26 protein-coding genes and 1 pseudogene are annotated in these 24794 nt (G+C 60.2%); 23 read left to right on the top strand and 4 right to left on the bottom strand.

The annotated features are described in order from the left end of the window. Nucleotides 1–586 precede the first annotated feature (586 nt). From rluC to sppA, 3 genes are read left to right on the top strand one after another with little or no spacing between them, the layout of a single operon-like run. Nucleotides 587–1543 (top strand): 23S rRNA pseudouridine(955/2504/2580) synthase RluC, encoded by a 957-nt coding sequence (gene rluC / locus NR126_RS27005; protein WP_105755862.1) that lies wholly within the window; start codon nucleotides 587–589, stop codon nucleotides 1541–1543. Continuing rightward, nucleotides 1533–2192 carry an HAD-IA family hydrolase gene (locus tag NR126_RS27000; RefSeq protein ID WP_105755861.1) on the top strand — a complete coding sequence of 220 codons (660 nt, stop codon included), beginning with the start codon at nucleotides 1533–1535 and terminating at the stop codon, nucleotides 2190–2192. Before rluC ends, NR126_RS27000 begins: the two co-directional genes overlap by 11 nt. Nucleotides 2193–2216: 24 nt before the next feature. Then, nucleotides 2217–3206, top strand: a complete 990-nt coding sequence (gene sppA, locus NR126_RS26995) for a signal peptide peptidase SppA (protein WP_027618691.1) — start codon at nucleotides 2217–2219, stop codon at nucleotides 3204–3206. Between the two features lie 150 nt (nucleotides 3207–3356). On the opposite strand, the gene NR126_RS26990 is transcribed toward sppA, so the two are convergent. Then, nucleotides 3357–3935, bottom strand: a complete 579-nt coding sequence (locus NR126_RS26990; RefSeq protein WP_105755860.1) for a nucleoside triphosphate pyrophosphatase — start codon at nucleotides 3933–3935, stop codon at nucleotides 3357–3359. Between the two features lie 105 nt (nucleotides 3936–4040). Between NR126_RS26990 and NR126_RS26985 the strand changes: the two genes are divergently transcribed. The 16 genes from NR126_RS26985 (at nucleotide 4041) to NR126_RS26910 (ending at nucleotide 17260) form a co-directional block, all read left to right on the top strand. Beyond that, nucleotides 4041–4568, top strand: a complete 528-nt coding sequence (locus NR126_RS26985; RefSeq protein WP_004371317.1) for a YceD family protein — start codon at nucleotides 4041–4043, stop codon at nucleotides 4566–4568. A 13-nt stretch (nucleotides 4569–4581) separates the two neighbouring features. Next, nucleotides 4582–4764, top strand: a complete 183-nt coding sequence (gene rpmF / locus NR126_RS26980) for a 50S ribosomal protein L32 (protein ID WP_003179396.1) — start codon at nucleotides 4582–4584, stop codon at nucleotides 4762–4764. Between the two features lie 4 nt (nucleotides 4765–4768). Further along, on the top strand, nucleotides 4769–5779 hold the full coding sequence (gene plsX / locus NR126_RS26975) for a phosphate acyltransferase PlsX (RefSeq protein WP_081786356.1): 1011 nt from the start codon (nucleotides 4769–4771) through the stop codon (nucleotides 5777–5779). Between the two features lie 126 nt (nucleotides 5780–5905). After that, a complete protein-coding gene (gene fabD / locus NR126_RS26970; protein ID WP_027618694.1) occupies nucleotides 5906–6844 on the top strand; it encodes an ACP S-malonyltransferase in 939 nt (312 codons plus the stop codon). A gap of 16 nt (nucleotides 6845–6860) precedes the next feature. Beyond that, a complete protein-coding gene (gene fabG, locus NR126_RS26965; protein ID WP_027618695.1) occupies nucleotides 6861–7601 on the top strand; it encodes a 3-oxoacyl-ACP reductase FabG in 741 nt (246 codons plus the stop codon). Nucleotides 7602–7798: 197 nt separating this feature from the next. Next, nucleotides 7799–8035: an acyl carrier protein gene (gene acpP, locus NR126_RS26960; protein ID WP_003175607.1), complete on the top strand. Its 237-nt coding sequence runs from the start codon at nucleotides 7799–7801 to the stop codon at nucleotides 8033–8035. A gap of 109 nt (nucleotides 8036–8144) precedes the next feature. Next, a complete protein-coding gene (gene fabF, locus NR126_RS26955; RefSeq protein WP_027618696.1) occupies nucleotides 8145–9389 on the top strand; it encodes a beta-ketoacyl-ACP synthase II in 1245 nt (414 codons plus the stop codon). After that, nucleotides 9389–10204 (top strand): aminodeoxychorismate lyase, encoded by an 816-nt coding sequence (gene pabC / locus NR126_RS26950; protein ID WP_027618697.1) that lies wholly within the window; start codon nucleotides 9389–9391, stop codon nucleotides 10202–10204. Before fabF ends, pabC begins: the two co-directional genes overlap by 1 nt. A gap of 3 nt (nucleotides 10205–10207) precedes the next feature. Next, nucleotides 10208–11356: an endolytic transglycosylase MltG gene (gene mltG / locus NR126_RS26945; RefSeq protein WP_256832375.1), complete on the top strand. Its 1149-nt coding sequence runs from the start codon at nucleotides 10208–10210 to the stop codon at nucleotides 11354–11356. A gap of 19 nt (nucleotides 11357–11375) precedes the next feature. After that, nucleotides 11376–12008: a dTMP kinase gene (gene tmk / locus NR126_RS26940; RefSeq protein WP_105755859.1), complete on the top strand. Its 633-nt coding sequence runs from the start codon at nucleotides 11376–11378 to the stop codon at nucleotides 12006–12008. Beyond that, nucleotides 12001–12987 carry a DNA polymerase III subunit delta' gene (locus NR126_RS26935; protein WP_027618700.1) on the top strand — a complete coding sequence of 329 codons (987 nt, stop codon included), beginning with the start codon at nucleotides 12001–12003 and terminating at the stop codon, nucleotides 12985–12987. Before tmk ends, NR126_RS26935 begins: the two co-directional genes overlap by 8 nt. Nucleotides 12988–13047: 60 nt before the next feature. Continuing rightward, a complete protein-coding gene (locus NR126_RS26930) occupies nucleotides 13048–13836 on the top strand; it encodes a TatD family hydrolase (RefSeq protein WP_105755857.1) in 789 nt (262 codons plus the stop codon). Between the two features lie 426 nt (nucleotides 13837–14262). Then, nucleotides 14263–14901 (top strand): TetR/AcrR family transcriptional regulator, encoded by a 639-nt coding sequence (locus NR126_RS26925; RefSeq protein WP_027618702.1) that lies wholly within the window; start codon nucleotides 14263–14265, stop codon nucleotides 14899–14901. 139 nt (nucleotides 14902–15040) lie between these two features. After that, on the top strand, nucleotides 15041–16009 hold the full coding sequence (locus NR126_RS26920; RefSeq protein ID WP_027618703.1) for a GTP 3',8-cyclase MoaA: 969 nt from the start codon (nucleotides 15041–15043) through the stop codon (nucleotides 16007–16009). A gap of 67 nt (nucleotides 16010–16076) precedes the next feature. Continuing rightward, entirely contained in the window at nucleotides 16077–16682 is a 606-nt protein-coding gene (locus NR126_RS26915) for a DUF4823 domain-containing protein (RefSeq protein WP_256832374.1), read from the top strand. Between the two features lie 17 nt (nucleotides 16683–16699). Then, the gene (locus NR126_RS26910; RefSeq protein WP_256832373.1) at nucleotides 16700–17260 is read left to right on the top strand and encodes a DUF1285 domain-containing protein; all 561 of its coding nucleotides are present in this window, start codon (nucleotides 16700–16702) and stop codon (nucleotides 17258–17260) included. A 3-nt stretch (nucleotides 17261–17263) separates the two neighbouring features. Here NR126_RS26910 and NR126_RS26905 read toward each other — a convergent pair whose 3' ends face one another. Further along, on the bottom strand, nucleotides 17264–18484 hold the full coding sequence (locus NR126_RS26905) for an MFS transporter (RefSeq protein ID WP_256832372.1): 1221 nt from the start codon (nucleotides 18482–18484) through the stop codon (nucleotides 17264–17266). Between the two features lie 197 nt (nucleotides 18485–18681). On the opposite strand from NR126_RS26905, the gene NR126_RS26900 reads away from it, so the two are divergent. Then, the gene (locus NR126_RS26900; RefSeq protein WP_027618707.1) at nucleotides 18682–19164 is read left to right on the top strand and encodes a GNAT family N-acetyltransferase; all 483 of its coding nucleotides are present in this window, start codon (nucleotides 18682–18684) and stop codon (nucleotides 19162–19164) included. 8 nt (nucleotides 19165–19172) lie between these two features. Here the strand turns inward: NR126_RS26900 and NR126_RS26895 are convergent, their stop codons facing one another. Next, on the bottom strand, nucleotides 19173–20225 hold the full coding sequence (locus tag NR126_RS26895) for an NAD(P)-dependent alcohol dehydrogenase (protein WP_105755855.1): 1053 nt from the start codon (nucleotides 20223–20225) through the stop codon (nucleotides 19173–19175). A gap of 190 nt (nucleotides 20226–20415) precedes the next feature. On the opposite strand from NR126_RS26895, the gene NR126_RS26890 reads away from it, so the two are divergent. Next, a complete protein-coding gene (locus tag NR126_RS26890; RefSeq protein WP_105755874.1) occupies nucleotides 20416–21306 on the top strand; it encodes an AraC family transcriptional regulator in 891 nt (296 codons plus the stop codon). Nucleotides 21307–21363: 57 nt separating this feature from the next. On the opposite strand, the gene NR126_RS26885 is transcribed toward NR126_RS26890, so the two are convergent. Further along, nucleotides 21364–23028, bottom strand: a complete 1665-nt coding sequence (locus tag NR126_RS26885) for an electron transfer flavoprotein-ubiquinone oxidoreductase (protein ID WP_027618710.1) — start codon at nucleotides 23026–23028, stop codon at nucleotides 21364–21366. A 543-nt stretch (nucleotides 23029–23571) separates the two neighbouring features. Between NR126_RS26885 and NR126_RS26880 the strand changes: the two genes are divergently transcribed. Further along, nucleotides 23572–24321 carry an electron transfer flavoprotein subunit beta/FixA family protein gene (locus NR126_RS26880; RefSeq protein WP_027618711.1) on the top strand — a complete coding sequence of 250 codons (750 nt, stop codon included), beginning with the start codon at nucleotides 23572–23574 and terminating at the stop codon, nucleotides 24319–24321. A 2-nt stretch (nucleotides 24322–24323) separates the two neighbouring features. After that, a pseudogene (locus NR126_RS26875) lies at nucleotides 24324–24794 on the top strand (electron transfer flavoprotein subunit alpha/FixB family protein); the annotation flags it as partial.

Below are 24794 nucleotides of genomic sequence, written 5' to 3'. Positions count from 1 at the left end.
TGTGGCTACTTAAGCACTCAGTCAGGAGGAGGAATCAACCGGCGACTGTGGACGAGATGAAGCGTCTAAATATAAGCCTAGTGCTACACGGTCCGACGGTTGTGCATCTCCACCCTACACGTATCCCTGATAATTCGGGTGCTGCCGCGCGCTGAATCCGCAACGGGTTGGCATTTACCGTGTTCTCCAATGGGGAGTCCACGCTCATGGCTACACAAGACTGGGTGAAAGCTGTTTGGCTGGCTCCCAGCTTGTTTCAGGCGTTGTTTCCGAAACTCTTGCCCCAGGTCTGGAACAGGACTGACTGCACTTTGTGAACTGGCCGTAAATATCGGTGCAACAGACGAGTGGTACTCTGCTTGCTGCACTCGCTTCAGGCCTCATGTCACCTGCGCTTGTTACAATCCTGAACCTTCCAGTTGGTGCGAAAGCCCCGTAGGACGGCCTCGCGTCCTGATGAATTGCGTTGGTCAGGGCCGGCAACTTGCCGTTGGTCCTCTGTCCAGGCCGCTTTTGGCGGCGTTCGCGACTATAGCAGCAATGATTAAGTGCTTCAATTCCATAAAAAATTGTTATCATTCGCGGCATGACGACTACTGCCCCCCCGACCCCTGGCGTACAACTGCTCGAGGTCTCGCCGGAATATGCCGGCCAACGTATTGACAACTTCCTTCTCGCTCGGCTCAAAGGCGTGCCCAAGACCTTGATTTACCGCATTTTGCGTAAAGGCGAAGTGCGTGTGAACAAGGGGCGGATCAAGCCCGAGTACAAGCTGCAGGCGGGCGACATCGTGCGCGTGCCGCCGGTGCGTGTGCCCGAGCGTGACGAGCCGGTGCCTCTGGCCCAGGGTTTGTTGCAGCGCCTGGAAGCCTCGATTGTCTTCGAAGACAAGGCCCTGATCGTGATCAACAAGCCCGCCGGGATTGCTGTTCACGGTGGCAGTGGCTTGAATTTCGGGGTGATCGAAGCCTTCCGCCAGCTGCGCCCGGACACCAAGGAGTTGGAGTTGGTCCACCGCCTTGATCGGGATACCTCCGGTCTATTGATGATCGCCAAGAAGCGCAGCATGTTGCGCCATCTGCACACTGCCCTGCGCGGCGATGGCGTCGACAAGCGCTACATGGCATTGGTCCGTGGGCGCTGGGAGACCGCGGTCAAGCAGGTGCGTGCGCCGCTGCTCAAGAGCAATCTGCGTTCCGGCGAGCGCATGGTTGAAGTCAATGAAGAGGGCAAAGAGGCCCTCACGGTATTCAAGGTGCTGCGCCGTTTCGGCGATTTTGCCACCATGGTCGAAGCCAAGCCGGTGACCGGTCGCACCCACCAGATTCGCGTGCACACTCTGCATGCCGGCCATAGTATTGCCGGTGATACCAAGTACGGCGATGAAGATTTCAGCAAGGAAATTCGCGAGCTGGGCGGTAAGCGCCTGTTTCTGCACGCCTACATGCTGACGGTGCCGCTGCCCGACGGCGGTGAACTCAAGCTGCAGGCGCCAGTGGACGAAATGTGGGCCAAGACCGTGGAGCGCCTGAGTGCGGAATGACTACAAGCTGCTGATTTTCGACTGGGATGGCACCTTGGCCGATTCCATCGGGCGGATTGTCGAGGCGATGCATGTCGCCTCGCAGCGCTCGGGTTTCGACCTGTGCGAGGATCTGGCGGTGAAGGGCATCATCGGTCTGGGATTGCCGGAGGCGATTCGCACTTTGTATCCACAAATCAGCGATGCCGAGCTGGTGGCCTTCCGTCAGCACTACGCCGATCACTACATTGCCCTCGAGGCTGAGCCCTCGCCGCTGTTCGACGGCGTGGTCGAGTCGCTGGCAGCGTTCCGCGACCAGGGTTATCACCTGGCGGTCGCCACCGGCAAGGCCCGTCGTGGTCTGGATCGGGTGCTCAAATCCCATGGTTGGGAAGATTATTTCGATATCACCCGCGCTGCCGACGAAACGGCGAGCAAACCGCACCCCTTGATGCTGGAGCAGATTCTTGCCCATTGCGCGGTGCGCCCCGAGCAGGCGCTGATGGTCGGGGATTCCTCGTTCGACCTGCAGATGGCCCGCAACGCCGGGGTGCCGTCGGTGGCGGTCAGCTACGGTGCCCAGTCAATCGACGCCTTGCGCGCCTTCGAACCGCAACTGGCGATCGATCATTTTTCACAATTGCGTACCTGGCTGGGTCGGCAGGTCTAATGAATTCGGGTTGGAGTGCAAGCCATGGCTGACGAATGGAAAGCGCCTGTCAAAGCCAGTGCTGATGACGGCGAAGAAAAAAGCTGGAAGCTGCTCGAGAAGACGCTGCTTGCCGGTGTACAGGAACAGCGTCGAGCGCGGCGCTGGGGGATTTTCTTCAAGCTGTTGACCTTCACTTATCTGTTTATCGCGTTGATTCTGTTCACGCCGCTGATGGACATCGAAAAGAGCGCGACCCGAGGTCCGGGTTACACCGCGCTGATTGAAATTACTGGGGTGATCGCCGACAAGGAACCGGCCAGTGCCGACAACATCGTCGGCAGCCTGCGTGCGGCGTTCGAGGACACCAAGGTCAAGGGCATCGTATTGCGCATCAATAGCCCGGGCGGCAGTCCGGTGCAGTCGGGCTACGTCTACGACGAGATCCGTCGCCTGCGCGATCTGCATCCAGATACCAAGGTCTATGCGGTGATTTCCGATCTCGGTGCCTCAGGGGCCTATTACATCGCCAGTGCCGCTGACCAGATCTACGCAGACAAAGCCAGCCTGGTAGGCTCCATTGGCGTGACGGCGGCCGGCTACGGTTTCGTTGGCACCATGGAGAAGCTGGGGGTTGAGCGTCGTACCTACACCTCCGGTGAGCACAAGTCATTCCTTGATCCGTTCCAGCCGCAAAAGCCGGAAGAGACCGCGTTCTGGCAGGGTGTGCTGGATACCACCCATCAGCAGTTCATCGCCAGCGTGAAAAAGGGGCGTGGTGATCGCCTGAAGGACAAGGAGCATCCGGAGTTGTTTTCCGGGCTGGTCTGGTCGGGCGAGCAGGCGCTGCCGCTTGGCTTGATCGATGGCCTGGGCAGCGCCAGTTCGGTGGCGCGGGACGTGATTGGCGAGAAGGAGTTGGTCGACTTCACAATCCAGGAGTCGCCGTTCGATCGCTTCTCGAAAAAACTCGGCGCCAGTGTGGCCGAGCAGTTGGCTATGTGGATGGGCTTTCACGGCCCCGCCCTGCGCTGACTGTTGCGCGACATAAACAACCGGCCTGCGTGGCCGGTTTTTTATGGGTGTAGCAGCTGCCGGAGGCTGCGTTAGGTTGCGTAGCGACCCTCTGTCGGATCAGGCGGGCGACCTCCGGCTGCTGGCGCAGCCTCGCGTGCTCGGCTGCTGCTACGGGATCTGCACCCCTTCGGCCAGTAGCATGTCCACCAGGCGGATCAGTGGCAGGCCGACCAGGCTGGTGGCGTCCGGCCCTTCGGTGCTCTGGAACAGGCTCACGCCCAGGCCCTCGGCCTTGAAGCTGCCTGCGCAATCGTAGGGCTGTTCGGCATGCAGGTAGCGCTCGATGCGCGCCGGGTCGAGAGGGCGCATGTGCACGGTGAAGGGGACGTAGTCGATCTGGCAGGTGCCGGTGTGGCTGTTCAGTAGCGCCAGGCCGGTGAGGAAGGTCACGCGGCTGCCGCTGGCGGCCTGCAGTTGTTCGCGGGCCTTGTCGAAGGTGTGGGGTTTACCGATGATGCGTCCGTCGAGAACGGCCACCTGGTCCGAGCCAATGATCAGGTGGGCGGGATGGCTGTCTGCCAGTGCCCGGGCCTTGGCCTCGGCCAGGCGTTTTACTAGCTCGATGGCGGACTCGCCCGACTGGTGGCTTTCATCGATATCCGGGGAACTGCAGATGAAAGGTAGCTGCAGGCGAGCCAGTAGTTCTCGGCGATAAATCGAGCTGGAAGCGAGTAATAAAGGCAGCATGAGGCTCTCCAAAAGTCAGTGGCCGATTCTAGCGGGGCTTCCAAGTGACGGACAGGGCTGAATTTCCTTTGACATGGGCGGGGGCATCCCTATAATGCTGCGCCTATGTTGAATGACCCGATTCCACCTCACGTTGACCCGCGCAAATTGGCTGACCGTGGCACCACCCTTCAAGGTGAACTACTGCTGGCCGATTTGGAGAGACTCTGCGACCCGCTTTCCGACACCGTCGGTACGGTGCAGGCTAAATTCGTTTTTGAACGAGATGAACGTAAATCTGTGGTAATCCACAGCTTTATCGACACCGAGGTCAAAATGGTTTGCCAGCGTTGTCTTGAGCTGGTCACCCTGCCGATTCACAGCGAATGCAGTTATGCTGTGGTAAAGGAGGGTGCGAATACCCAGTCGTTGCCGAAAGGTTATGACGTGCTGGAACTGGGCGAAGATCCTTTGGATCTGCAGTCACTGATCGAGGAGGAGCTTTTGCTCGCCTTGCCCATTGTGCCTGCTCATCATCCGGAAGAATGCCAGCAGCCGGCGGGTCTCGATGAGCCCGAACCGAGCGAGGACGAGGTAACGCGGTCCAACCCGTTCAGTGTATTGGCGCAGTTAAAGCGTGACCCAAACGTTTAGGAGTTAATCAATTATGGCTGTTCAGCAGAACAAAAAATCCCGCTCCGCCCGTGACATGCGTCGTTCGCACGATGCTCTCGAGGCAAGCACCCTGTCCGTAGAAAAGACCACTGGTGAAGTTCACCTGCGTCACCACGTATCGCCAGAAGGCGTGTACCGTGGCCGTAAAGTGATCGACAAGGGCGCTGACGAGTAATCACTTGTCCGCTCAAGTCATCGCGATTGACGCAATGGGCGGGGACTTCGGTCCCCGCAGCATTGTCCAGGCCAGTCTCGCTTGCCTGTCTGTTACGCCCTCGCTGCACCTGACCCTCGTCGGTCAACCCTCCATTCTAGAAGATTTGATTGCCAGCCAGTCGGCTGTGGATCGCGCGCGCCTGACGATTGCGCCTGCGCTCGACGTCATTGGCATGGACGAAAAACCTTCCCAGGCTCTGCGCGGCAAGCCCGACTCATCCATGCGCGTCGCGCTCGAGTTGCTGCGAGATGGCAAGGTTCAGGCCTGTGTCAGTGCCGGCAATACCGGGGCGCTGATGGCCTTGTCGCGTCATGTACTCAAGACGCTGCCGGGAATCGACCGGCCCGCCATGGTTGCCGCTATCCCGACCCAGCGCGGCTATTGCCAGTTGTTGGATCTGGGAGCGAATGTCGATTGCAGTGCCGAGCACCTGCTCCAGTTCGCGGTCATGGGTTCGGTGGCGGCGCAGACGCTCGGGGTGGTGCGTCCCCGGGTGGCGTTGTTGAACATCGGTACCGAAGACATCAAGGGCAATCAGCAGGTCAAGCTTGCGGCGACCCTGCTGCAAAACGCCCGCGGGCTGAACTACATCGGTTTTGTCGAAGGGGACGGCCTGTACCGTGGTGAGGCGGATGTCGTGGTGTGTGACGGTTTTGTCGGCAACATCCTGCTCAAATCCAGCGAAGGCCTGGCAACCATGATCGCCGGGCGCGTCGAGGCGCTGTTCAGGAAAAATCTGGCGACAAAACTGGTCGGTGCCCTGGCCCTGCCGCTGATGAAGCGCCTGCAGGCCGACCTGGCGCCCGCCAGGCACAATGGCGCGAGCTTTCTCGGCTTGCAGGGGATTGTCGTGAAGAGTCATGGCTCGGCCGGTGTCCAGGGCTTTCAGAGTGCAATCCAGCGCGCCCTGATCGAGATTCAGGAGAACCTGCCGCAGCGCCTGCATGGTCGTCTGGAGGATTTGCTGCTTTAGGCATTTTCGTCGGACAATGCTTAAATGTGACCGCTCAGTTCAATTGGCCATCCAACTGTCAGTTTCTTGCGTCCCCCATGACGGGACGTCAATTCTCCGACGACAAGATCATTAGGGGCTTGTTACATGTCTGCTTCCCTCGCATTCGTCTTTCCAGGACAGGGTTCGCAGTCCCTCGGCATGCTGGCCGAGTTGGGCGCGCAACATCCAGTGGTCCTCGATACTTTCAAAGAAGCTTCCGATGCCCTGGGCTACGACCTGTGGGCGCTGACCCAGCAGGGGCCAGAAGAGCAACTCAATCAGACCGACAAGACCCAGCCGGCCATCCTCACGGCCTCGATCGCCTTGTGGCGCCTGTGGCTGGCTGAAGGCGGCGCGCGTCCGGCTTACGTCGCCGGTCACAGCCTGGGCGAGTACAGCGCGCTGGTCGCCGCTGGCAGCCTGAGCCTGGGCGACGCGGTAAAGCTGGTCGAAACACGCGGCAAGCTGATGCAGGAAGCCGTGCCCGCCGGGCAGGGCGGTATGGCGGCGATCCTCGGCCTGGACGATGCCGACGTCGTGGCAGCCTGTGCCGAAGCGGCGCAGGGTGAAGTGGTCAGTGCAGTCAATTACAACTCGCCGGGCCAGGTGGTGATCGCCGGTGCCAAGGCGGCTGTCGAGCGCGCCATCGAAGGTTGCAAGGCGCGTGGTGCCAAGCGCGCCATGCCGTTGCCGGTCAGCGTGCCGTCGCACTGCGAGCTGATGCGCCCGGCGGCCGAGCGCTTTGCCGAGTCGATCGCCGCAATCAACTGGCAAGCGCCGCAGATTCCGCTGGTGCAGAACGTCAGCGCGGCGGTGCCGGCTGATCTGGAAACCCTCAAGCGCGATCTGCTTGAGCAGCTCTACAAGCCAGTGCGCTGGGTCGAGTCGGTGCAGGCACTGGCGGCCAATGGCGCGACCCAACTGGTCGAGTGTGGCCCAGGCAAGGTCCTGGCTGGATTGAACAAACGCTGCGCCGAAGGCGTGTCGACCTCTAACCTCAATACCCCAGATGCCTTCGCTGCCGCTCGCGCAGCGCTGGCCTGAATTAGGAGAAGCTTGCATGAGTCTGCAAGGTAAAGTTGCACTGGTTACCGGTGCCAGCCGTGGTATTGGCCAGGCTATCGCCCTGGAATTGGGTCGTCAGGGCGCCATCGTTGTTGGCACTGCGACCTCCGCCAAAGGCGCCGAGGCGATTGCTGCCACGCTGAAAGAACACGGTATTCAAGGCGCGGGCCTGGAGCTGAACGTTACCAGCGACGAATCGGTCAGTGCGGTGCTGGCAAGCATTCAGGAGCAGTTCGGTGCGCCGGCGATTCTGGTGAATAACGCCGGTATTACCCGCGATAACCTGATGATGCGCATGAAAGACGACGAGTGGCATGACGTCATCGACACCAACCTGAACAGTCTGTATCGCCTGTCCAAGGGGGTTCTGCGTGGCATGACCAAGGCCCGTTGGGGACGAATTATCAGTATTGGCTCGGTTGTGGGTGCCATGGGCAACGCAGGCCAAGTAAACTATGCCGCCGCCAAGGCGGGTCTGGAAGGTTTCAGCCGCGCCCTGGCGCGTGAAGTTGGTTCGCGTTCGATTACGGTAAACTCGGTGACCCCTGGGTTCATTGATACCGATATGACCCGCGAGCTGCCCGAGGCGCAGCGTGAAGCCTTGCAGACGCAAATTCCGCTGGGCCGTTTGGGACAAGCTCAAGAGATCGCGTCTGTGGTCGCTTTTCTTGCATCCGACGGTGCGGCTTACGTGACTGGGGCTACAATCCCGGTGAACGGCGGGATGTACATGTAGGTTTAAATGTGACGGATTGCTTCAAAAAAATGTCATACGAGCTGTCTAAAATCCGTTATAAAGCTGCAATCTATTTATAGGCAGATGGCTGCAGGGTTCGAGGAGTGAAGCTTTCAGTTGAAAAGCTGAAAAGCCTTTCTATACACTTACCCACTGGCCAGCTGCCTGAATTTGTCCATTAGGAGTGAAAACAAGGTATGAGCACCATCGAAGAGCGCGTCAAGAAAATCGTTGCTGAGCAACTGGGCGTTAAAGAAGAAGAAGTGGTCAATACTGCTTCCTTCGTAGAAGACCTGGGTGCCGACTCCCTTGACACCGTTGAGCTGGTGATGGCTCTGGAAGAGGAATTCGAGACCGAAATCCCTGACGAAGAAGCTGAAAAGATCACTACTGTACAAGCTGCAATCGACTACGTTACTAGCCACCAGGCGTAATAGTTTGTAATCGTTGTCTGCTGTCATGGAAAAACCGCACTGCCATCATGGCGTGCGGTTTTTTCTTTAGGTCTGATGCAAAGTCGTCATTTAAAAAAAGGAGAGTGCTGTGTCGCGTAGACGCGTCGTAGTCACCGGTATGGGTATGTTGTCGCCACTGGGCACGGATGTGCCGAGCAGCTGGCAGGGCATTCTGGCTGGCCGCAGTGGCATTGGTCTGATCGAACACACCGACCTTTCTGCCTATTCCACTCGTTTTGGCGGCTCGGTAAAGGGCTTCAATGTCGAGGAGTACCTGTCGGTCAAGGAAGCTCGCAAACTCGACCTGTTCATTCAGTACGGTCTGGCGGCCGGGTTTCAGGCGGTGCGCAATGCCGGCCTGGAAGTCACCGATGCCAACCGTGAACGTATCGGCGTGGCCATGGGTTCGGGTATTGGCGGACTGACCAATATCGAAGAAACCAGCCGCACCCTGCATGACACCGGGCCACGACGGATCTCTCCGTTTTTCGTGCCAGGTTCGATCATCAATATGATTTCCGGATTCCTGTCCATCCACCTCGGTGTGCAGGGTCCCAACTACGCCATCGCCACGGCCTGTACCACTGGTACTCACTGTATTGGCATGGCGGCACGCAACATTGCCTACGGCGAAGCCGACGTGATGATTGCCGGCGGTGCCGAAATGGCCGCTTGCGGCCTGGGTATGGGCGGCTTTGGCGCTGCGCGTGCATTGTCGACCCGCAACGACGAGCCGACCCGCGCCAGTCGTCCGTGGGACAAAGGCCGTGATGGCTTCGTTCTCTCCGATGGCGCCGGTGCCTTGGTGCTCGAAGAGCTGGAGCACGCCAAGGCCCGCGGCGCGACTATTTACGCCGAACTGATCGGTTTTGGCACCAGTGGCGACGCCTATCACATGACCTCGCCACCGGCAGATGGTGCCGGCGCCGCGCGCTGCATCACCAATGCCCTGCGCGATGCGCGGATCAACGGCGACCAGGTGCAGTACATCAACGCCCACGGCACCTCGACTTCGGCCGGCGACCTCGCCGAAGCCCAGGCGATCAAGACCGTGTTCGGCGATCATGCCTACAAGCTGGCCGTCAGCTCGACCAAGTCCATGACCGGTCACCTGTTGGGTGCTGCGGGCGCTGTCGAAGCGATCTTCAGCGTGCTGGCGATCAATGGCCAGGTGGCGCCTCCGACCATCAACCTCGATGAGCCGGACGAAGGCTGCGATCTCGATTTCGTGCCGCACACTGCACGCAACATGGATATCGACGTGGTCCTGTCCAACTCCTTCGGGTTTGGCGGCACCAACGGCTCGCTGGTGTTCCGTCGGTTTGCCGACTGATGGACAGCTGGGTCGACGGTCAACCGGCTGACAGCCTGTCGCTCAAGGACCGCGGCCTGGCATACGGCGATGGCCTGTTCGAGACCATCGCCGTCAAGGCGGGCCAGCCGTTGCTGCTGGAGCGCCATCTGCAACGGCTGGCCGAAGGCTGCCAGCGCCTGGCGATTGCGGTGGATCACGACCTGGTTCGTCGCGAGCTGCTGGCCTATGCCGGTGCCCTCGGCGACGGCGTACTCAAGCTGATCCTCACACGTGGCGACAGCCAGCGCGGTTACGCCGTCGACCCCGCAGCTGCGCCTCGGCGCATCCTGCAAGGCAATCCTCCCGCCGCCTATCCGCCGGTCCATGCGGAGCAAGGTGTGCACCTGTTTCCCTGCACCACACGGCTTGCAACCCAGCCGCTGTTGGCAGGTCTCAAACACCTGAACCGTCTTGAACAAGTGCTTGCCCGTTCTGAATGGCAGGGCAGCGATTGTGCCGAAGGTTTGATGCTCGATCTGGATGGGCGAGTCATCGAAGGTGTTTTCAGTAATTTGTTCATGGTCTGTGGAGGCGTGTTGATCACCGCCGATTTGCGTCGCTGTGGCGTTGCTGGCGTGATGCGTGGCGAGTTGTTGTCCCGGGCCGGTGCCCTGGGTATCCCCACTGAAATCACCGATATCAGCCTGCAACAACTGCAGCAGGCCGATGAAGTATTCGTCTGCAACAGCGTGTACGGCATCTGGCCGGTATGCGCGTATGCTGCGCTGAGCTGGCCGGTTGGGCCGCTCACCCGTAAACTGCAAGGCATTGCCCGCGCACTACTGGATGCTTGATTCGTGAGACGTAAACTCTTGCTGCTGCTGGAAACCGGATTGGTTCTGGCGGGGCTGACGCTGGGCTTTTCTGCCTGGAAAATCGATTCGGCGCTGGAGCAGCCGCTCAATATTACTCAGGAAGAGTTACTGGATGTACCTACGGGCTCGACGCCGTCCGGGACCTTCAATCGCCTGGAAGCCGACGGCGTGCTTGAGGATGCTTTCTGGCTGCGCCTGTACTGGCGCTTCAACCTGGCAACCCAGCCTCTGCACAGTGGTGAATACCGGATGTTGCCAGGCATGACTGCGCAAGGTCTGATCGGTGTCTGGCAGCGTGGCGAAGTGGTCCAGTACAGCCTGACCCTGGTCGAAGGCTGGAACTTCCGCCAGGTTCGCGCGGCATTGGCGAAAAACGACAAACTCGAACAAACCCTGGTTGGCTTGAGCGACAGCGAGCTGATGGAGAAACTTGGCCATCCGGGCGTATTCCCCGAGGGCCGGTTTTTTCCTGATACTTACCGCTTCGTGCGGGGCATGAGCGATGCCGATGTGCTGGAGAAAGCTTACGATCGGCTCGAGGACGTGCTGGCCAAGGAATGGGCCAAGCGTGCGCCGGACCTGCCTTACACCGACCCTTACAAGGCGCTGATCATGGCGTCCCTGGTGGAAAAGGAAACCGGCGTGCCGCAGGAGCGTGGGCAGATTGCCGGGGTGTTTGTGCGACGCCTGCAGATGGGCATGATGCTGCAGACCGATCCGACGGTGATCTATGGCATGGGTGAGCGCTACAACGGCAAGTTGACCCGGGCCTCGCTGAAAGAGCCTACGCCCTACAATACCTATGTGATTTTCGGCCTGCCGCCGACACCCATTGCCATGGTCGGTCGCGAAGCCATTCATGCAGCGCTGAATCCGGTATCCGGCAGCAGCCTGTATTTCGTCGCACGCGGTGATGGCAGTCATGTTTTCTCCGATGACCTGGATGCCCATAACAGCGCGGTGCGCGAGTATCAGCTCAAGCGTCGTGCGGACTACCGTTCGAGCCCGGCGCCGGTCAATGATGCCCCCGTGCCGGATGAGCAGGGGCCGAGCGAGGTGCCAGAAGAGCAGCCGCCGGCAGCCGTGCCTGAGCCTCAACCCGACACTGCATCCCCGCAAAGCCCGCAATGACTCTGACTAAGGACTGCCTGTGACTGGCTTGTTTATTACCCTGGAAGGGCCGGAAGGCGCCGGCAAGAGCACCAATCGCGAATACCTGGCCGAGCGCTTGCGCAACGCCGGGGTCGAGGTGCTGCTGACTCGCGAGCCGGGCGGTACCCCGCTGGCCGAGCGAATCCGCGAGGTGCTGCTGGCGCCGGTCGATGAAGTCATGAACCCGGATACCGAGCTGCTGCTGGTTTTCGCTGCCCGTGCCCAGCACCTGGCCGAGGTCATTCGTCCGGCCTTGGCGCGCGGTGCGGTGGTGCTCTGTGACCGGTTTACCGACTCGACCTACGCCTACCAGGGTGGTGGCCGTGGCTTGTCGCTGGAGCGTATTGCGGCGCTGGAAACCTTCGTCCAGGGCAATCTGCGCCCGGACCTGACCCTGATCTTCGATCTGCCGGTGGAAATCGGCATGGCCCGCGCCAGTGCCCGTGGCCGCCTGGATCGCTTTGAGCTGGAGGGCAGGGTGTTCTTCGACGCCGTGCGCAGTGCTTTCCTTGAGCGTGCCAAAGCTGATCCGGCGCGTTACCTGCTGGTCGATGCCGCGCAGCCGCTTGCCGATGTTCAGCGTTCGCTGGACAGGCTGATGCCTCAACTATTGGAGCGCCACCGTGGCTGAGGCCTATCCCTGGCAGGACGGCCTGTGGCAGCAGTTGGCCGGTCGCACACAGCACGCTCATGCCTATCTGCTCCATGGCCCGAAAGGTATAGGCAAGCGGGCGCTGGCCGAGCGTCTGATGGCGCGACTGCTGTGCCAGCAGCCGCAAGGGCTGGTGGCCTGCGGCCAGTGCAAATCGTGCCTGCTGCTCAAGGCTGGCAGCCACCCGGACAATTACATCCTCGAGCCGGAAGAGGCGGACAAGGCGATCAAGGTCGACCAGGTTCGTGAACTGGTCGGTTTCGTGGTGCAGACTGCGCAGTTGGGCGGACGCAAGGTGGTGTTGATCGAGCCGGTGGAGGCGATGAACATCAACGCCGCCAACGCCTTGCTCAAGAGTCTTGAAGAGCCTTCGGGCGATACCGTATTGCTGCTGGTCAGCCACCAGTCCAGTCGCCTGCTGCCAACGATCAAGAGCCGCTGTGTGCAGCAGGCCTGTCCGCTGCCCAGCGAGGCCGCGAGCCTGCAATGGCTGGCGACGGCCTTGCCGGAGTGCAGCGAGGAGGAGCGTGGCGAATTGCTGACCCTGGCTGCTGGTTCGCCGCTGGCGGCGGTCGCACTGCAGGCCCAGGGTGTACGTGAACAACGTGCCCAGGTGGTCGACGGGGTGAAGAAACTGCTCAAGCAGCAGCAATCGCCGACCCAGTTGGCGGAGGGTTGGAATGCGATACCGCTGCTGTTGCTGTTCGACTGGTTCTGCGATTGGTCGAGCCTGATCCTGCGCTATCAATTGACCGAAGACGAGGCGGGCCTGGGTCTGCCTGACATGCGTAAGGTGGTCCAGTACCTGGCGCAGAAGTCGGCCCAGGACAAGGTGTTGAACATCCAGGACTGGATCCTCGGCCAGCGCCAGAAAGTCCTGAGCAAGGCCAACCTCAATCGCGTGCTGTTGCTTGAAGCCTTGCTGGTGCAATGGGCTGGGTTGCCTGGCCAACGTTAAAATGCGGTATGCGGACAAGCTCCGACCGTCCCACTGATACGATTGAGTTGTAGCCTCACTATGCTTGTAGATTCCCATTGCCACCTCGACCGCCTCGACCTGGCCGTCCACGATGGCTCACTTGATGCAGCCCTTGAGGCGGCCCGCCAGCGCGGCGTCGGACACTTCCTGTGCATCGGCGTCAGCGTCGACAACGCGGCCGAGGTCAAAGCGCTGGCGGAACGCTATGCCGACGTCGACTGCTCCGTGGGCGTTCACCCGCTGGATGTGCAGCCGGGCGCTGCGCCGGCGCTGGACTGGCTGCTGCAGGAGTTGAATCATCCACGGGTGGTAGCTATCGGCGAAACCGGTCTGGATTACCATTACGAGCCGGAAGCGGCCGAGTTGCAGCAGGAATCCTTCCGTTTGCACCTGCAGGCCGCCCAGCAGACCGGAAAGCCGGTGATTGTGCATACCCGTGGCGCGCGCGCCGATACCCTAAGCCTGCTGCGCGAAGCCGCCTTGCCCCAGGCCGGGGTGCTGCACTGCTTCACCGAAGACTGGGAGATGGCCAAGGCCGCGCTGGATCTGGGCTTCTACATTTCGTTGTCGGGTATCGTCACCTTCCGCAACGCCGATGCCCTGCGTGACGTTGCCGGCAAGGTGCCTGCCGACCGACTGCTGGTCGAGACCGATTCACCGTACCTGGCGCCGATCCCGTATCGGGGTAAGCCGAACTTGCCGCAATACGTGCGAGAAGTGGCAGAGTTCCTTGCGATGTTGCGCGGCGAATCCTACGAGCGCTTTGCCGAGCAGACCACCCAGAACTTCAAGCGATTGTTCCCGCTGGCGCACGTCAGGCCCGCCTGATCGCCTGCGAGGTCAAATCGCGGGCAAAAAAAACCCGGGTTCTGGGGGGTGAATCCGGGTTAAGACCATTAGGAGTAAAACAAAGGCACTCGGTCCGTTGGCGCCTATATCCACGCGTCACTTGGGGGAGATGACGCGCCGACATTTGAAGTATTGATCAGTATTGCGCGCAGTCCAGTTTGATCCCCCGGCTTTCTTAAACAAATTTGGAATACCGGCGCTTCGCTTGAGTTCTCATTGCTGGACGGAACCGCTGGGGAGGGGCTCTGATTGACCGGTTTGGCGGTGCTCGCCGTCAGCACTGTCTGACGCAAGCTGACACAAATTCAACAAGAAACTGGGTCATGCTCGGATGATCCGTGCAATTTGGCGCAAGTTAGGCATAATACCCGGCTTCGAATTTTGACCCCTACAGACCTTTTTCTTATGCACAAAGAACCTCGTAAGGTCCGTGAGTTTCGTCGCCGCGAGCAAGAAATTCTCGACACCGCGCTCAAGCTGTTCCTCGAACAAGGTGAAGACAGTGTCACCGTCGAGATGATCGCTGATGCCGTGGGAATCGGCAAAGGCACCATCTACAAGCACTTCAAGTCCAAGGCGGAGATCTACCTGCGCCTGATGCTCGACTACGAGCGCGACCTGAACGAGCTGCTGCATTCGGCCGATGTCGACAAGGACAAGGAAGCCCTGTCCCGGGCTTACTTCGAATTCCGCATGCGTGATCCGCAGCGCTACCGCTTGTTCGATCGCCTGGAAGAAAAGGTGGTCAAGGGCAACCAGGTGCCGGAGATGGTCGAGGAGTTGCACAAGATCCGTGCCTCCAATTTCGAACGCCTGACCTTGCTGATCAAGGGCCGTATCAGCGAAGGCAAGCTCGAAGACGTGCCGCCGTATTTCCACTACTGCGCGACCTGGGCCCTGGTCCACGGCGCGGTGGCGCTGTATCACTCGCCGTTCTGGAGCAATGTGCTGGAAGATCAGGAAGGCTTCTTCCAGTTCCTGATGGACATCGGCGTGCGCATGGGTAACAAGCGCAAGCGCGATACCGACACCTCGAGCAGCTGATTCATTCAGCTGCTTTATTGCGCCATGTTTCCCTGTATGGCGCAGTGCCCCAGGAATATACTCAGGCTTAGGTATTGCTAAAACTTGATTTGTGAGTCAAGTTTTAGACTTTCCGAATCGACCTCCGCCGGAGTAATCCATGATCGTTGACCGACAAGGCAGACGTTTTCGCAATTTGCGCGTCAGCCTGACCTCCGCCTGCAACTATGCCTGCACCTATTGTGTGCCCAATGGCAAGCGCCTGGTGGCGGCGCAGGATGAGCTGTCGGCCGAAGCCATGGCGCGCGGAGTCGCCTATCTGATCGAAGCGGCGGGCATCGAACGCCTGCGCATCACCGGTGGCGAGCCGCTGGTCAGTCCCAAGCTCGAGACCTTCATGCGCGCGGTGGGGCAGATGGGCCTGGCGGATATCAGCCTGACCACCAATGGCCAATTGCTCGCCAAGAAACTGCCCCTGTTGGTGGACGCCGGCATTCGCCGCATCAACGTTTCCCTCGACACCCTGGACGCCGCGGCCTTTCGCAGTATCGCCCGGGGCGGCGACCTGCCAACGGTGCTCGATGGCATGCAGCAGGCCAGTGCCGCCGGGATCAGGATCAAGGTCAACATGGTGCCGCTGCGCGGGCAGAACCTCGATCAGGTCATGCCATTGCTCGATTACTGCCTGGAGCGCAATTACGAGCTGCGCTTCATCGAACTGATGCGCATGGGCCATCTGGCCAGCGACTCCAACGGCTTCCTGCAACAGTTCGTCAGCCTGCAGCAGTTGCTCGAGCTGATTGGCGAGCGCTATGAGTACCTGCAAGCCGATGCACCGCTGGATGCGACGGCGGTGCGTTATGCCATTCCCGGCCATGGCCATTTCGGCGTGATCGCCAACGAAAGTGTGCCGTTCTGCCGGACCTGCTCACGGCTGCGTCTGTCCTCCACGGGCTGGCTGCACGGTTGCCTGTCGTCGAGCAATCGCCACTTTGTCGGCGATCTATTGGACAAACCGCGCCACCAAGCCTTGCCAGCCCTCCAGCGCTTGCTGGTCAAAGCCTTGGGCGACAAGCAGGACGTGGCGTTTTCCGGTGGCGCAACGGTGATGAAAATCATCGGCGGCTGAGCTGGCGCGGAAGCTGCATCCTGTCGACATTCGCCGGTTTTCCGTCACCGGCTTCTGGAGGGGAAGGATGCGTAGCCTGGTTTTGCTGCTCAGCGCGTTGGCGCTGGGTGGCTGCATGACTGTCAGTGACATGGGGGAAGGGGTTCGCTATCAGATGAGCGATGCCGGCTTTCTCGATCACAGCGACAGCCGTCGGGTGAACAACCTGCGCATTCAACCCGACTCCTTCATCTATATTGCCCAGGGCCCGTTCACCCCGCCAGGTAGCGCCGATCCTCGGCAGAACGTGGTCGCCGAACAGGCCTTCAACGGCTTTATCGAATATTTCCCGATGGTCCGCCGCGCACGTGCTCCCGAAGGCCTGGACGCAGCCATGGGCGAGGCTCGGGCGGCCGGTGCGCACTATTTGCTGTACACCCGTTTCGCCAGCGCCGATGACCGCATCGGTAACTCGGATGAATGGCTGGACCAGGAAGCCGTGGACCGCCTCGGGATCGACAGTGGGGTGATTCAGCTGATGTTGATCGAGACCAGCACCCAGTATTTGATTGATACTGCACGGATCAAGAGTCGTGGCGGTTTACTGACGTTCCACGATAACAAGCCAGAAGATCTGATCGGGCCGCCGCTGGCGCAATATGCGCGCAGCCTGCTCGGCCTCGGCGATCAGTAGTTGATTGGGAGAGTGAGATGAGTGATCCGCACAAGGCCAACGATCTGTTGGGGCAAATTCCCAAGTCCAAAGGCTTGCCGCCGGTTCATTTGTGGAACCCCGACTTCTGCGGCGACATCGACATGCGCATCGCCCGCGACGGCACCTGGTATTACCTGGGCACGCCCATCGGGCGCAAGCCGATGGTCAAGCTGTTCTCCACCATCATCCGCCGCGACGGTGATGATTATTTCCTGGTGACTCCGGTGGAGAAGGTCGGGATCAAGGTGGATGACGCGCCTTTTGTCGCGGTGACCCTGGAAGTGGAGGGAGAGGGTGAGGCCCAGGTGCTGCGCTTTACCACCAACGTCGAAGAGCTGACCGAGGCCGGTAAGGAGCATCCGTTGCGCGTGGTCATTGACCCGCAGACCCAGGAGCCAGCGCCCTATGTGCATGTGCGCTCCAACCTCGAAGCGCTGATTCATCGCAACGTGTTCTATCAACTGGTCGAACTCGCCGTCAGCCGCGAACTCGACGGTCAGCGTTGGCTGGGTGTGTGGAGCGGCGGCGAGTTCTTCCGGATCGGTCTTGAACCCTGATCCCTAGGCCGCTCGCAATGTCTTGCTGGTGATAAGCCGGCGCCAGAGCAGCCGGCCAACGGTGATCGACCAGTTCAACAACGCCACAGCCAGCACCACTTGCAGCATCGTCGACAGCCCTTGCTCGACGATGATCCTGCCCGCCAACCATGGAAAGCCGAAGACCCCGACAAAATACCCCAGGCTGAACAACAACAGGGCTTGCGGGGTATGGCCGGGCGGTGCCTCGTTGGCGGCCAGGCCGTTGATCACCGAATAGGTGAGGCCATAGCCGACCCCCAGCGCAGCGGCTGCCATCAAATAGGTGAGGGCGTCGTCGACCCGATAGGCAAACATCAGGATAGACACCACCATCAGCCCCGACAGCAGGCATGAGGCCAGGTACGGATCGCGCTTGACCACCCAGCCGGCCAGCAGCAGGCGGCTGGTGATGGCGGCGCTCATGAAGCCGAGGAAGAACAGCGAGTAGTCCAGTGCGCGGGACGCTGCGTAGCTGGTCTGGAAACTCGACAAACCGCCGAATACGCAGCCGCCCAGGCCAACCATGAGAATGGCGAACAGCGCTTTGGAAGACATCACTCGCGATGCCGCGGCCCACGAGATGCGCGAGACGGCAGCGCTGCCCAATTGATTGGGGCGTTGCTTGAGGATCAGCCCCAGGCGCCAGAAGATCAGGCCGCCGAACAGGCTGGCCAGTGCCGCCAGGTAAAACGCGCTGGTCAAGGGCAATCCCAGCGCACTGGCGGCGCGGCCGAGCAAAGGGCCGGAGCCGATCCCGGTCATCATGCTGCCCGACAGCAGGGCGAAGTATCGCGCCCGTTGTGCTGGCTCCACCAGCATCGCCACGATGATCGGTCCCAAGGTGTAGAACACGCCCCAGCCAAGGCCCAGGGTCAGGCCGAAAAACACCAGGGTATTGCCGAATCCGGGTGTCAGGGCAAAGCCCAGGCTGGCCAGCAACAGCAAACCGGCGAAGATCGCAACTGAGCGTGCGGCTCCCAGCGCGTCCGACAGGTGTCCTGACAGGATAACGGCGGCGAAGGTGCTGAGCATCGCCGCCGAAATCACGCTGCCGGCATCGTGTTCGTTGCCGCCGCGTGAGCTGATCAGCAGCGACAATAGGAAGGTCGAGCCGTAGGACAGCGACAGCAGATAACTGGCCAGGCAAAACAGGCCAAACAGTCTGGTCGGCATGGCGCCGTCCGAGGTAGTGCGAGTGGACATGGATGGATCTCGTGGCCTGTTGTTGTTATCGAGCTCTTATCTACCATGGCCCGCGCAGGCATATGTTGTGTGGTTAGTGGTTTCAGGGTTAGTGGACGGTGGAGTAAGGCAGGGCTGACAAAGTTTTATCGCGGGGGTGTGACGAACGCCGATTGCCGACATAGTATGGCGTTTTCATTCGTTCTCAAGGGACGTCTATGTCGATCGAGATCCGCCCGGCTACGCCGAGCGATGCACCACAAATTCTTGCGTTCATCACTGAGCTTGCGGATTACGAGCGTGCTCGCCATGAAGTCATCGCCAGTGTCGCCGACATCGAGCGCAGTCTGTTCAGTGAGGGCGCGACGGCCCATGGCTTGATTTGCCTGCGCGACGGTCTGCCGATCGGTTTCGCGGTGTTTTTCTTCAGCTATTCGACGTGGCTGGGCAGCAACTGCCTGTACCTCGAGGACCTGTACATCACACCGGAACAACGTGGCGGCGGTGCCGGTAAACAACTGCTGCGCCATCTGGCAAAAATTGCCTGCGCCAATGATTGCGGGCGTTTCGAGTGGAGCGTGCTGGAGTGGAACACCCCGGCCATCGACTTCTACAAATCCCTCGGCGCCCAACCCCAGGAAGAGTGGGTGCGCTATCGCATGGATGGCAATGTCTTGCGCGATTTTGCCGAGGGTCGTTGAAGGAGCGGTCAGACTTTCAGGGTCGCCATGTCGATGACAAAGCGGTATTTCACGTCACCGGCGATCATGCGGGCGTAGGCCTCATTGATCTGACGGATATCGAGCATTTCGATGTCGCAGGTGATCCCGTGCTCGGCACAGAAATCCAGCACTTCCTGGGTTTCGGCGATGCCGCCAATCAGCGAACCGGCCAGCACCCGGCGGCTCATCACCAGTTTGCCGGCATGCATTGGCGGGTCCACCGGTTCGATCAGGCCAACGAGGATGTGCACGCCGTCAAACCGCAGGGTATCGAGGTAGGGGTTGAGGTCGTGCTGCACCGGAATGGTGTCGAGCAGGTAATCGAACTGGCCGGCGGCGGCTGTCATCTGGGCGGCATCGGTGGATACGATCACATGGTCCGCGCCCTGGCGTCGGCCTTCTTCAGCCTTGCTCGCAGAGCGAGTGAACACGGTCACTTCAGCGCCCATGGCCTTGGCGAACTTGATGCCCATATGGCCGAGACCACCCATGCCGAGAATCCCGACCTTGTCGCCGGCCTTGACGCCGTAGTGCTTGAGTGGCGAGTAGGTGGTGATGCCGGCGCAGAGAATCGGCGCGGCGCTGGCCGGGTCGAGGCGCTCGGGAATGCGCACGACGAAGTGCTCGCTGACCACGATGCTGTCGGAGTAGCCGCCCATGGTGTTGCTGCCGTCAACCCGGTCCGGGGTGGCGTAGGTCATGGTCGGGCCTTCGAGGCAGTATTGCTCGAGGTTCTGCTGGCAAGCGGCGCAGGTGCGGCAGGAGTCGACCATGCAACCAACGCCGACCAGATCGCCTACTTTATGTTGAGTGACGTTCGCGCCGATGGCGGTGACTTTTCCGACGATCTCGTGGCCGGGCATCAGCGGATAAACCGCGATGCCCCATTCGTTACGTGCCTGGTGGATGTCGGAGTGGCAGACGCCGCAGTACAGGATCTCGATCGCCACGTCGTCAGCGCGTGGGCTGCGGCGTTCGAATTTCATCGGGGCGAGGGGAGTGGTGGCCGATTGTGCGGCATATCCGATAGCGGTGTACATGAAGAACCTCGCAGAAGCAGTGACAGGTGAGGTGGCGCATTCTGGGCGCCGACTGCCGCTGCGGCCATGACGATTCCTCCGGGTCTCATGCCTAATCCTCCGGCATGCAAGTCTTGGCAATCGCATTGGCAAAAGGATCTGCGATGATGCTTGCATGCCTTTTTCCGTGACTTTTTTGAAGACCCATCCAATGCAGTTGACCCGCCACCTTGATGCCAATGCCACGCTGGTTTCGTTGATCGAGCCGCTGGCGCTCCGCGACGGTTACAGCCAGACCGGGTTGTCCGGCGTGCAAGTCTTGCGCGCCAGTTGCGACGTGGCGCGTGGCCCGCACATTTATGAGCCGAGCCTGATGATCATCGCCCAGGGCAGCAAACTGGCGTTCCTGGGCCCACGCACCATGGAGTATGGCGCCGGGCACTACCTGATTCAGGCGCTGCCGGTGCCGTTCGAGTGCGAAACCTTTGCCTTGCCGGATGCCCCGTTGCTGGGGGTGTCGGTGGCAATCGACCGCGTGCTGCTCGGTGAGCTGGTGCTGGCGATGGGGCTGGCCCCGGGGCGGCACATTCCAGCGCAAACGCCGGAGTCGATGACTTCGGTGGTGCTCGACGATGACATGCGCGGCTGCGTCGAACGCTTGCTGCGCAGTCTGCACGATCCGCTGGAAGGCCAGATTCTCGGACCAGCTCGCGTGCGCGAGTTGTTGTTCACCGCGTTACGCGGACCGCAGGCCGATGTCTTGCGCGCACTGGTGGAGCAGCAGGGACAGTTCGCCCGGGTCGCGGCGTCGATCAGCCATCTGCATGCGCATTACACCGAGCCGCTGAATGTCGAAACCCTGGCCGGTTGCGCGAATATGAGTGTTTCGACCTTTCACGAGCACTTCAAGCGCAGCACCCTGTTGTCGCCGGTGCAATACTTGAAGCGCTTGCGCCTGCTCAAGGCGCAGACGTTGTTGGTGGCGGAAGGGCTGGGTGTGGCCCAGGTGGCGCATCGGGTCGGCTATCAAAGCACCTCGCAGTTCAGTCGTGAGTACAAGCGTTACTTTGAACGCAGCCCCGGGGAAGAGCGGGTGGCGTGAATCGCGGGCAACAAAAAGGCCCCCATTCGGGAGCCTCCTGTTGTACCGGTGGGTGACCTACATGTTCGGGTAGGTCGGGCCGCCAGCCCCTTCCGGGGTAACCCAGGTGATGTTCTGCGCCGGGTCCTTGATGTCGCAGGTCTTGCAGTGCACGCAGTTCTGCGAGTTGATCTGGAAGCGCTTCTCGCCGTCTTCCTGAGTCACCACTTCGTACACGCCAGCCGGGCAGTAACGCTGGGCGGGCTCATCGTACAGCGGCAGGTTCTTGCTGATCGGAATGCTCGCGTCGGCCAGCTTCAAGTGGCAAGGCTGCTCTTCTTCGTGGTTGGTACCGGAGATGAACACCGAGCTGAGCTTGTCGAAGCTGAGTTTGCCGTCCGGTTTCGGGTAGTCGATCTTCTTGCAGTCTGCCGCCAGCTTCAGGCATGCATAGTCCGGCTTGGTGTCATGCAGGGTGAACGGCAGTTTGCCGCCGAAGATGTTCTGGTCGAGCCAGTTGAAACCACCGCCAACAATCGCGCCGAACTTGTGGATCGCTGGGCCGAAGTTGCGGCTGGCGAACAGTTCTTCGTAGAGCCAGCTGGACTTGAACGAATCGACGTAGCTGGTCAGTTCGTCCGCGCCTTCGGAGCCGGCGAACAGCGCATCGGCCACCGAGTCGGCAGCGAGCATGCCGGACTTCATGGCGGTGTGGCTGCCCTTGATCTTGGCGAAGTTCAGGGTGCCGAGGTCGCAACCGATCAGCGCGCCGCCCTTGAACACCATCTTCGGCAGCGAGTTCAGGCCACCTTTGCAGATCGCCCGCGCGCCGTAGCTGATGCGCTTGCCGCCTTCGAGGTACTGCTTGAGGACCGGGTGATGTTTGAGGCGCTGAAACTCGTCGAACGGCGACAGGTAAGTGTTGCTGTAGGACAGGTCAACGATCAGGCCGACCACCACCTGGTTGTTTTCCAGGTGATAAAGGAACGAACCGCCAGTGTTTTCAGTGCCCATAATGTCCAGCGGCCAGCCGGCGGTGTGGACCACCAGGCCTGGCTGATGCTTGGCCGGGTCGATTTCCCAGATTTCCTTGAGGCCGATGCCGTAGTGCTGGGCGTCGGCGTCGCTGTCCAGGTTGTAGCGCTTGATCAGTTGCTTGCCGATATGGCCACGGCAGCCTTCGGCGAACAGGGTGTACTTGCCACGCAATTCCATGCCTGGGGTGTACAGGCCGTCTTTCGGATGGCCTTCGCGATCGACACCGAGGTCGCCGGTGATGATCCCGCGCACCACGCCATTTTCGTCAATCAGCGCTTCCTGGGCGGCGAAGCCTGGGTAGATTTCCACGCCAAGATTTTCGGCCTGCTGGGCCAGCCAGCGGCACAGGTTGCCCAGGGAAATGATGTAGTTGCCTTCGTTATGCATGGTCTTGGGCACAAAGAAGTCAGGGATTTTTTGCGCGCTTTCGGCATTTTTCAGCACGAAAATGTCGTCGCGGGTGACCGGCGTGTTCAGTGGGGCGCCGAGCTCTTTCCAGTCGGGGAACAATTCGTTCAGCGCCCGAGGTTCGAACACCGCACCGGACAGAATATGTGCGCCGACTTCGGAGCCTTTTTCGACCACGCAGACGCTAATTTCCTTACCGGCTTCGGTGGCCTTCTGCTTCAATCGGCAGGCGGCGGAAAGACCAGCGGGGCCGGCACCGACGATGACCACGTCGAATTCCATGTATTCGCGTTCCACAGGTTATCTCCTACTCAAGGCTCAACAGTTTTTTTTCTAATTGGAGGTTTGGTGTCGCATCAACGGATTGCTCCGTGACGCCGGCCAGTGGACAATCGATGGCTCACCCTTCTCTCTGGGTGGCGCATTATATCTACACCACTCTCAGCGTCCAATACAAACGTTTGTTTGAATTTGCTGGAAGCCTGATAAATCAAAGACGCGCGGCTGATAACTGACCGTTTTGCCGTATTGACCGGAATGGGTGTTCCGGTCAAGATACGGGCGGTTTTGCGCTCGCCGTAGGCTGGCTGTTGGTTTCAAGAGCACCTCTAAAGACAGGGCGAAGGCAATACAAGGTGACGTGCAGAAAGAGTTCGCTGCGCAGTTTACACGCCATGCAAGGCAACGACTCGTCAGTCACCCCTGACGAACGGTCATTGAGCCCGTGAGCGGAGTCACCCATTCACTGCCGGCGTTTTTAGAGGTGCCCTTGCGCCGTTGAGCTCAACCACCAGGTTCGCCTAGGCGACTTTCTTTTCACCGGAGAGTAACGAGGAATCCATGAAGGTTCTTGTAGCTGTCAAACGAGTGGTCGACTATAACGTCAAGGTTCGCGTCAAAGCGGACAACTCCGGCGTCGATCTCGCTAACGTCAAGATGTCGATGAACCCTTTCTGCGAAATCGCAGTGGAAGAAGCCGTACGCCTGAAAGAGAAGGGTGTTGCGACTGAAATCGTCGTCGTCTCCATCGGCCCGTCCACCGCTCAAGAGCAACTGCGTACCGCGCTGGCTCTGGGTGCCGACCGCGCCATCCTCGTCGAATCCGCCGAAGATCTGACTTCCCTGGCCGTTGCCAAGCTGTTGAAAGCTGTTGTCGACAAGGAACAGCCACAGCTGGTGATCCTGGGCAAGCAAGCCATCGACAGTGACAACAACCAGACTGGCCAGATGCTGGCTGCACTGAGCGGCTACGGTCAGGGCACTTTCGCTTCGAAAGTCGAAGTCAATGGCGACAGCGTTGCCGTGACTCGCGAAATCGACGGCGGCGCGCAGACGGTTTCCCTGAAACTGCCAGCGATCGTCACCACCGACCTGCGTTTGAACGAGCCGCGTTATGCGTCCCTGCCAAACATCATGAAAGCCAAGAAGAAGCCGCTTGAAACGCTGACTCCTGATGCTTTGGGCGTTTCCACCGCCTCCACCAACAAAACCCTGAAAGTCGAAGCGCCTGCTGCACGCAGCGCGGGTATCAAGGTCAAGTCGGTGGCTGAACTGGTCGAGAAACTGAAAAACGAAGCGAAGGTAATCTAATCATGACTATCTTGGTAATCGCTGAACACGACAACAAAGCAGTGGCCCCGGCTACGCTGAACACCGTGGCCGCTGCCGCCAAAATCGGTGGTGACGTGCATGTACTGGTTTCGGGTCAGGGCGTTGGTGCCGTGGCTGAGGCCGCTGCAAAAATCGCTGGCGTGAGCAAAGTACTGGTGGCCGACAACGCTGCCTACGCTCACCAACTGCCGGAAAACGTTGCGCCGCTGGTAGCCGAGCTGGGCAAGGGCTACAGCCACATCCTGGCTGCCGCTACTTCCAACGGCAAAAACATCCTGCCACGCGTTGCCGCGCAGCTGGACGTTGACCAGATCTCCGAGATCATCGCCGTGGTCAGCGCTGACACCTTCCAGCGTCCGATCTACGCCGGTAACGCCATCGCGACCGTACAGTCCAACGCTGCAGTGAAAGTGATCACCGTGCGTGCCACCGGTTTCGACCCGGTTGCCGCT

This window comes from Pseudomonas sp. Pse1, assembly GCF_024519635.1.
Classification (GTDB): Bacteria; Pseudomonadota; Gammaproteobacteria; order Pseudomonadales; family Pseudomonadaceae; genus Aquipseudomonas.
This window is presented reverse-complemented; position numbering and strand designations above follow the sequence as displayed.